This is a genomic window from Salibacterium qingdaonense (assembly GCF_900114715.1).
GTDB lineage: Bacteria > Bacillota > Bacilli > Bacillales > Marinococcaceae > Salibacterium > Salibacterium qingdaonense.
In genome coordinates, this window is record NZ_FOTY01000052.1 from 1 (window position 1) to 9,015 (window position 9,015).

General features: G+C 36.1%; 7 protein-coding genes and 2 pseudogenes. 4 read left to right on the forward strand and 5 right to left on the reverse strand.

Annotated elements, in window-relative coordinates; all coding sequences use genetic code 11:
- Both BM058_RS18695 and BM058_RS17565 read left to right on the forward strand, forming a co-directional pair.
- A pseudogene (locus BM058_RS18695) lies at positions 1-155 on the forward strand (ATP-binding protein); the annotation flags it as partial.
- Between the two features lie 205 nt (positions 156-360).
- Positions 361-732: a DUF2512 family protein gene (locus tag BM058_RS17565; protein ID WP_090929007.1), complete on the forward strand. Its 372-nt coding sequence runs from the start codon at positions 361-363 to the stop codon at positions 730-732.
- Positions 733-804: 72 nt separating this feature from the next.
- On the opposite strand, the gene BM058_RS17570 is transcribed toward BM058_RS17565, so the two are convergent.
- Positions 805-2,379, reverse strand: a complete 1,575-nt coding sequence (locus BM058_RS17570) for a cation:proton antiporter (RefSeq protein ID WP_090929010.1) — start codon at positions 2,377-2,379, stop codon at positions 805-807.
- Between the two features lie 306 nt (positions 2,380-2,685).
- Between BM058_RS17570 and BM058_RS17575 the strand changes: the two genes are divergently transcribed.
- Entirely contained in the window at positions 2,686-3,060 is a 375-nt protein-coding gene (locus BM058_RS17575; protein ID WP_090929013.1) for a hypothetical protein, read from the forward strand.
- A gap of 325 nt (positions 3,061-3,385) precedes the next feature.
- On the opposite strand, the gene BM058_RS17580 is transcribed toward BM058_RS17575, so the two are convergent.
- From BM058_RS17580 to BM058_RS17595, 4 genes are all read right to left on the reverse strand, one after another.
- On the reverse strand, positions 3,386-5,257 hold the full coding sequence (locus BM058_RS17580; RefSeq protein ID WP_090929016.1) for a hypothetical protein: 1,872 nt from the start codon (positions 5,255-5,257) through the stop codon (positions 3,386-3,388).
- Positions 5,241-5,600, reverse strand: a complete 360-nt coding sequence (locus tag BM058_RS17585) for a hypothetical protein (RefSeq protein ID WP_090929019.1) — start codon at positions 5,598-5,600, stop codon at positions 5,241-5,243. The genes BM058_RS17580 and BM058_RS17585 overlap by 17 nt, the downstream gene beginning before the upstream one ends.
- A gap of 79 nt (positions 5,601-5,679) precedes the next feature.
- The gene (locus BM058_RS17590) at positions 5,680-7,290 is read right to left on the reverse strand and encodes an McrB family protein (RefSeq protein WP_090929021.1); all 1,611 of its coding nucleotides are present in this window, start codon (positions 7,288-7,290) and stop codon (positions 5,680-5,682) included.
- Positions 7,259-8,560, reverse strand: a complete 1,302-nt coding sequence (locus BM058_RS17595; RefSeq protein WP_090929024.1) for a hypothetical protein — start codon at positions 8,558-8,560, stop codon at positions 7,259-7,261. The genes BM058_RS17590 and BM058_RS17595 overlap by 32 nt, the downstream gene beginning before the upstream one ends.
- Positions 8,561-8,765: 205 nt before the next feature.
- On the opposite strand from BM058_RS17595, the pseudogene BM058_RS17600 reads away from it, so the two are divergent.
- Positions 8,766-9,015: pseudogene (locus BM058_RS17600) on the forward strand (IS1380 family transposase); the annotation flags it as partial.

A 9,015-nucleotide genomic window follows, 5' to 3' on the forward strand; every position in this document is an offset into this window, starting at 1 on the left:
ATGAAAAGCTGGGAGACGGCACCTTGGCAGAAGCCATTCTAGACCGTATTGTCCATGATTCGTATGACATTTTTCTTGATGGAAAAGTATCCATGCGGGAACGTTTTGGCGTTCAACAAGAAAAGGAACAGGAAGAGAGCAACGCTCTCTTGTAGAAACAATAATGAAAAACGGGTGAAACCACAAAAATACTGGTTTCACCCGTTTTTTGAAAGTGGTAAAAAGCACCACATAAAGTGGTACATTTATCCGCAAAAGGTGGTAAAAAAGATGGCATAAGTGGTAAAAGTCGTCCGCCGTACTCAGAACGAATACAGGATATGGGAAAAGGAAACTATAAAGAACGAAAGGAGGTTCCTTATGGAGCACGCGAAAGCGCTTTTGATAAAAGGAATAATGACTCTTATTGTGCTGTTTCTGATTCTTGGCATTATATACGGCGTTTCGTTCTTATCGGTCCTGCTTCTTACCGTCATTGTGGGGGCAGTTTCCTACCCTGGAGATATGTTTATTCTGCCGAAAATCCAGAATGTTCCTGCGGTGCTGGCGGATTTTGTGCTTGCGTTTATTCTGTTGTGGGGAGCGGGGGCCGTTATCCCTGGAGTAGAGGTCCCCGCAGCAGGAGCGGTGATCGCCGCTGCCGTTCTGGCTTTCTGCGAATATTATTTTCATATGTATCTTGCCACCCACGTTCTTCCTTCGAATAACAACCTCATGATGGATACGCAGTAAACCGTTCTCCGGCGCGGGCAGGCCTTCCCCCTTCTGCTCGTGCCATTATTTTATTTCTCCTGCTTTCAGCACCTACTCACTCTCTAATTCCACGAGCTTATTTGTAATGATATCGAGTTCCTTTTCGCCCGCTTCATTCGAAATGATGTCTTCTTTTACCAAGCGTTCCACGGCCTCATGCTGCGCATACAGGGAATGCCGCAGCAGGGTGGCCTGCTGCTTTTCTTTTAGGTGGGGATGGGTTTGGAAAAGATGTTCCATTTTTTCCTGCAGTGTCTCCAGTGTATTTTCGTATTCATCCAACATTTCTCTCGTTGCGGTGTCGGTCAGAAATAAGTTTTCCTTCACTCTGGTTATTTCGGCAACGGCATTTTTATACCGGTACACACGGGCGAGGAGTGCTTCAAATTCTTTGTTGCCTTCCTCTTTTTTATTCACTCCGATCCGGGATATCAGCGGTTTAATCGTCAGCCCCTGTCCGACAAGGGAAAATAAAACCACGCTGAACGCCATGATTAACAGCTCTTCCCGGCCTGTGAAGTCTCGTGGAAGGCTGAGCACGAGAGCGATGGAGAGTGACCCTTTTAAACCGCCCCAGTTCAGAATGTGCATCCACCGCGGCGGGGCTTCTTTTACAAATAATAAGCTGGAGTACACCGCCGCACTTCTGGCAAGAAGAACGATGACAATCGCGGCAAACATCAAGCCCCATTTGTCCGTGATGTCAATCCGGGTAATTTCGAGCCCCACCATTAAGAAGACAAGGGAGTTGGCAAGGAGGGCCGCTACGTCCCAAAAGCTGCTGATGTTTAATTTAGTGGCCGGGCTCATCCCGATTTCGGCCCCGTAATTCCCCAGAATCAACGCCGCCGTCACGACGGCAATGACTCCGGAGGCATGAATCGTTTCCGCGAGTATAAACGAACCGTAAAAAAGGAGGAGGCTGAATAGTATTTCAAGCGGATAATCATCAAAATATTTGGTGAGAAGGGAGACAACATATCCCAGGGCACCGCCGATGATGAAACCAAGAGATACCACTTTCACAAATTCCCACAACCCGTGTGCCGCTCCAACCATCCCCAGATCGGTATACGTGAGCAGGGAAAAAGCGGATATATTAAAAAGAACCACAGCCACCCCGTCATTGAATAAACTTTCCCCCTCAATCACCGTTGAAAGCCTCTCGTTTACCCCGACAGTTTTAAAGATCGAAAGCACACTGACCGGATCCGTGGCGCTCATCACAGCAGCAAATACAAATGCCGCGGGAATCGACAACTGCAACACCCACATGGACGAAAACCCAATAACGCCAAAGGACACCAGGATGCCGATGAGTACTAACGCGATAATCGGTTTTTTATTTTCATTTAACTGGGAAGAAGGCAGCTTCAGCGCCGCTTCACCGAGTAAGGCAGGCAGAAACAGCGTGATCACGATAAAGTGAAACACCTCCCCCTCGGTGATAAAGGTAATCAAAGGTTCCATGACCGGGATATCGATAAGACCGATGATCGTGCCGACGATAACGAGCACAATCGGGTACGGCTGGCTGCCTTTCTTCGCGATCGCCGTCGTTCCCGCAGCAATCATTACCAAAATCAGACCCAGCGAAAAAATATGGTGCAAATCCAGCTCCTCCATCACGTTCCTCCTGTGTTGTAAGACCGACATTCTTTCTTACCCTGTATTTTGACCAGATCTTCCAAAAGTACATATGAAATAAGAAAAAAGTGCCAACTTCCCGCATAGGTATCGGAAGATGTAGACCCCAGCGTTCAATATTCTGCAATAAAAATCACTCTATGGTTTCATATAAATGATGTAGTAAACTGTGCTAAAAAGTGAGGGAGGTGACAACAATATGAGAATGAAAACATCGATTTTCGTTGGCATATTTAGTTTTTGGTTTTGTTTTCGGGGTTAATGTTATTTTCGGGGGTTAGTGAGGTGTTTTACCAGCGTTGGTTTTACCATCCAACATCACCGTGGTATGTGCCTTTGCTGCTGATTCTGTCTCTGCTTACCGCGACTATGATTGGAGCCGTTTTTCATATTACAGCAAATCTCCATCAAATTACTTCTTTTATGCCATGGTTGCTTCTATTCTCGATTCCTGTATTTGTAGTTGTGATGGAAGGCATCAACTGGGAAAATAATCTAGTCCATCTGATATATGCATTTGCAGGAGAACGGACTGGTGTAGAAAATGGGCGGACACTCGGTATCGGTCTTTTTCTTTCTTACGTGTTCACTTATGCCATATTAAAGTTTGCCGCTAAATTACCAGTGAATTTTTTAATAACGTCAACAAACAAGGAATAACTTTATTTTGAAAGGGATAGAAATCTTAATGGTATCTATCCCTTCTGTACAAATCGGCAACTACATCTGTTAACCTACTTTCTAATGTAAAAGATAATTTTTTAAGTGCGTTACTCCAAGACAAAAGCGTTAAAATAATGAACTTTATCTCAGCAAATTTTTAGGCTTGTATTGTCTTCATGTCCACTGTTGACTAGTATATAGAAGTTATACACCTGTCAAATGCAAGACGCAGAAAAAGTGTCTTGTAAGGTTAATGAAGAGTGCAATGCTGGAATAAGAATCGCAAAAACTTATTAAAAGAACATTGACACACCACTACTTATTAATAGTTAGACAGAGTAGTTTCTATTATATTAAAAATTTGAGATTCCCCAATAGCTTCATCACCTGAACTTAGTTTGGATGGATGAAATTTCACGAATGAGATATCGTTAAATTCAACGTTGTCATTTTCACTTTCATCGCCTGCATACATACAAACAACTTTATCAACTACTGATCCTTTTCTATCCTTTTTTTCATTGTAAAAAAAGATGTAATAACTTAATAGTTGTTCGGTAGTTTTATTCATATAATTTTGATTGTAAATATCCCTAAGTCTGCTGAATTTAGAATCAAAAACAATTGTACCGAGTAAAACTACATCACCATTTCTTTCTTGAAAAAAATCCATTTTCATGTCAGGTTTTCTGTGTGAAGAGTTAGTATAAAAAAACTCATTACGTGATTTGGCGATATTTGACGTACCTGCATGATAATGATCATACCATATGTGTATAACTATGTCGTTTTTTCTAAAGATAAATTTTGTACCTTGTTGGATTTGATCATCGAAATACAAATTTATTATATCTTCATCTAAACCTTCAATTAAAATAAACCCCATTTTTTTTAAAATATTGATTGTCTTAAAAAGGCAGTAATACTCATAAATTTGCCACGTTGGTTTAAGGATTTGTGTTAATTGATGTTGTTCTCCTGTTTCTTCTTTAATTGATTTAAGTTCGTTAAAAATAGTGTCTATTCTGTGATAATGGTATTTCTTTAAGAACGGTTTACGCATTCCTCTATGTATTTCATAGAGAAAAGTTTTATTTAAAAAGTAAACTAACTTATTTTCCATTGTTTTAAGGAGTTCATGCCATTTTTGTAATTGCAATATTTGTCTTTTAGATTTATTGATTTCCGATTCAATCATAGATATTCGTGTACGGAAATCATTCATTTGAGCCTTTGCAATATCTCTTTTTTTATTATAGGTAGTTTGTTGATGTTTTAGTTCATCTAATTCTTTTTGTTGTTTGTTTTTCTTGTGTTGAATAAGAACAATGTCATTGTTTATATATCTGGATACTTCGAAGACATCTTTTTCCCACAATAAAAGAATATTCTTAACCCATTGGTTTTCTTTGGATTCATTGTAAGATGTTACCTTTGTTTTACTTAAAGTGTACTGCTGATTTATGGAACCGCTGTTCATAGTAGCACCCTTATTTGAATATGACCATCTTATACTTTTTTTATCTACTTTTCCATGTTTTAAAGAAGGTTTATATTGAGAGATAATTCGGTCAGTAGGGTTTTTAATAATAGTCGATATTGCATACATAAAATCGTGAAAATTAGCGGCCAACTTTCTAGCGTAATTATAGTACCAGTATTTAGGTAGATCATAGTCAAAGTTATCAGTTTTTTCTTTGTTACTATAAACAAAATCGTAAATTAGACCCTCAACCTCATTATTCAAGAAATTATGAACTTCTTCTACCTGTGATTTATCAAGGTGATGTGGAAGAACATTAATTCCCCCATAATATTTTTTTCCTTTGTATAATATTTCTAAAAAGTACACTCCCATTCTCCAGGGGAAGGGTTCATTATTGTTACTACTACCATCGTAGATGCTATGAAATTTTTCCTTTGTAGTACTCATATTAAATTGTTTCACTTCATCACTACTTAAATCATTGAAAAGACTAGTTTGGATTTTGCAAACTGCTTCTTCATCGAAATCACTTAGTCCATCTCCATAAAAACGAGCATTAATCATTGCATTTTCTTTTAAAATGGGAATATTATTTGCGTTGATTTTTTTATTATTATCCCAAATTTCATTGATATGATAGGATTTACCATTTCTATCTTCAAAATGAATACTAATGGGTAATATTTCATTGTTACAACGTATAGCCATTGCGCATCAACTCTTTCGCCTTTTGTTCAAGATAATCGATTGATTTGGTGCACCTTATATTTTCGTCTGATAAAATGCTTCCTATGCGACCATGTGTATATTTATTGTTTATGTCATATTCACCCACTAGGTCACCTATTTGCTCTTTGTGTCCACGTATTTTTGATAGGATTCGTTGTTTAATTTGATAGTCAAAACCAGTAGACCTTGATAAAAGTAAATTTCCGGTTTCATCTCTAGGAATGTTTTCTAAGTAATGACCAATCTGTTTGGCTATTCGAAAGGAAACTCCTGTTTGAGAATCATAACTGCTAATTTCTTCATGTAAGTTTTCCAAAATCATAAGTTCAATTTGTTCAAGCGATGAAAGCGTCTTTTGCCCCTTGATCCAAGAATTATAATTGATAGACTCAATTTTATGATCAAGGCTTTTTTATATTATTCTTTTCTTGGTGCTCATAGTCACTAAGACTCTTAATGTCATCAGTTTCATATTTTTGAGCTTCAATGAAAGATTGCTTTTCTAAAATGATGACATTACTTCTATCCAGCATACGATTGGAGAAATCTCTCGTGGTTTCATCGAAATTGGCAGTTCCGACAAACAAAACATTGTTTAGAATTGGGATGCCGTCTTGCAAGTGTTCCTGGACACATTGAGATTTCTTATTAAATAACCGCAACCTCTTAGCTTCTCCCTCTAATTCTAAGATTGAAATGAAGTCACTAAAATAATGCTCAACTTGTCCTAAATTCATTTCATCAAAAAGAACCATATGCATTTTATCTGTTTCCTTACTAGCTTTATGAAGAAAAGATACTAAGCCTATTTCACTTTCTAGAAACACGCCAGTTTGTGGATTTAAGAAACCTAATAAATCACTCGGTTCGGTATATGACGGTTGAACAGAGATATGAAGAAGGTTGTCTCCTTCTTCCATCTTGAGCGCTTCTGCATATAATCTAGCTAATTCTGTTTTACCTGTTCCCGACATCCCACCTAATATGGTGAAATTAGAAGTTTTAAGTGCAGTGTGAAAATTATAGAGGTCATCTAGTGAATAATGAAGTTTTTTCATACGAGCTAAGTAGTCTAATCGTAGTAAGAAGTCATTCTCCTGAACAAAGTTATTACCTTCTTCGTTGTTTAATTCTAACGTATCTGTATTTAATGAATCTTGCGTCTCCGTACTTTCATCTATGAAATCATTATCCTCAATTTTTTCTGTTATTACCATGCCGTTTTCTTCTACATCGTCAATCCAATCCATCACTTTTTCTTGAGGAAAGAATGCGACATCCTGATGAAATACTTTCATACTGGAATCATAATCTTTTGGCAGCTCAATACGCTTTATCTTATTAGGGTTTTCACATAAATAAACATTTTCATTAGTATATTTTTTTAGTGCTGATTCATCCTTAATTAAGTATAGATGATCATCACAAACAATAAATTGAGGGAGAGATAAAGCATGGTTATAGTTTTTTAACTGAATAGGTTTTTTTTCGATTAACTTTTTTTCAAAACGACCTGATGTAAAGGATGAAGTCATAATAGGTATTGGTGAGTACCAAGTATTAGTTAATTCTTCAGGGGATCTTGCTTCTTCATCTAATATGATGTGGAAATTGTAATGATATTGGTCTCTTTTTTTATCGTAATTTAAAACAGGTTTAAACAAAATAAGTTTATTCTTAAAATGTTCACGTAAAAAGCTCACACGATCGTCTTGTTTTTGGTAGTTATATCGGTCTAAATACCTAAGGTTATTGTTATCAAATGAAATATATACTTCTTTACTTTCTTTTCCTAATGTATTGAGTAACAATTCGGGGTCATCTGATAAAGGTTCAATAAAAAAAACGATACTGTCTGTGCGCTGTGCAAGCACTGATACAGATTTCTCAGGTTCTTTTCCTAATGAGAAAGGTATAGAAGAGCCATCTTCAGCTAATTTGCCAATCATAAAGCAATTTTCAATCTTATTTTTATTTTCTCTACTTAAGTGGCCTTGAATAATCGATTCCATAAAATTCGTATTCTCCTTTAAATAGACTTTCTATAATTTGAGGTATATAGTCTTCAAGCCCATAACCAGCTAATTCATAGAAAGGTAGATTATTTTGTTCAAAAAACTTTCTAGTTTTATTCCATTCCCTTGAAGTTGGAAAGGACATTCTAGTTATGAATATAGTTTTACTTTTATAAGGGGCTGTATTTTTTTTTCTTATATTTTTTGATAAATCATCTATGCCTATTGTACATTCGCTAAGTGGTGTGTTTTTAAATATTGAAGTTTCATTTGTCATGATTAATATATTCTTAGAAGTTGAAAGTTCTTTAAAATAATCATTAAAAGGATGCAGGGCGCTAATTTGATTTTCTAGCATGCCTTTTTCTTTTAATATATCATTGTAATTTTCTATAAGTGATTGGTGTTTTTTTAATAAATTGTCGTAATTATTTTGCAATTGACTCAACTCATTATTGAAGTATTTAGCATCATTTAGACTAGTTGCTAGATCATCTCTTTCCTCAGCTAATATTTTATTTCGTTCCAACTCTGCATCTAATGTTTTTTTATCAAACCAACTTAGTACAAAATGTAAAAAGGGTTGGAAATCAGTTTCTCTATAGCGCTCTTTTTCTATCAAAAAAGCTAAAATCACATCAACTTTATTTGATTCGTCCGTGTTGGATAATATCTGTATAAAAGATTGAATTCCATTTTTATTTACGTTCTCGCTCAAAGTTCCAAAAAGTTCTTCACCCTTTTCTTTTTTTACTGATTCCACATATTCTTTAAGTCGATTATAAGTATCTTTTTTAGAAATTAGCTTTTCAGATAGTATCTTTAATTTATCGTCTAATGATAAAGGGTCTACGATCCCATTTAATATAAACTGCTTGTTTTCTATGTTGTCTTTAATCTTGTTTAAATTCTCAAAATAAATGTCGTCAAACTTAGTGTAAAGTATGGCTAAAATTGTAGCTGATTCATTTTTCCACCCCATTTCAGCAATAATTCCTAGTTCCTCAAAATTTACATTTTTAAGATTAGGATTATTACTAATGGCACATTCACTTAAATATTTGTGAATATCATTCAATTTTACCTTGGGTTTCTTCTTTTTCTTCGAAAAATTCGTTAGCTCATTATAGATTGCTGTTTTTAATTTTGTAGAAGGCGCATTGTGAAAGCTTTTTTGGAAACCATCAACTCTGATATGAAAGTATTTAACTATACTAGCCATATCCTTTCTTTCAAGGGTTTTAATTAACAAATCTATTTCATTCATTGCAGTCGACCCTCGTTTCTTTTAATGTATATTGGTTAATTATAAAGTTCTAATAATATTCTCCAACTTAAGAACTCCTTTCTAACTATTTAGTACATACCTGAATCCGTGATAATATCTTTCGACATACCCTTCAAAACCTTGATAAAATAGGGGTTAAGATCCTATTCATCTTATTGGATGAATGCACCCGGAAGGTGAAAAAATGAAACGTCGATTTGATATCCAATTAACGGATAATTATATTATATCTGCCAGTGGACTTCTCTTGATAGGGGAACTTCTTCAATCCTTGACCTTACATAAACGTCTCCATTCCTTATCTATGCCCGGCTTAACATCGTCGGCCGCCATTTCCCACGGCGATGTCGTGTACAGCTATCTCGGTCTTCTCTCTCAGGGAAAAAATGATTTTGACTGGATAGAAGAATCCCGCGGTGATGTCTTTTTCCAAC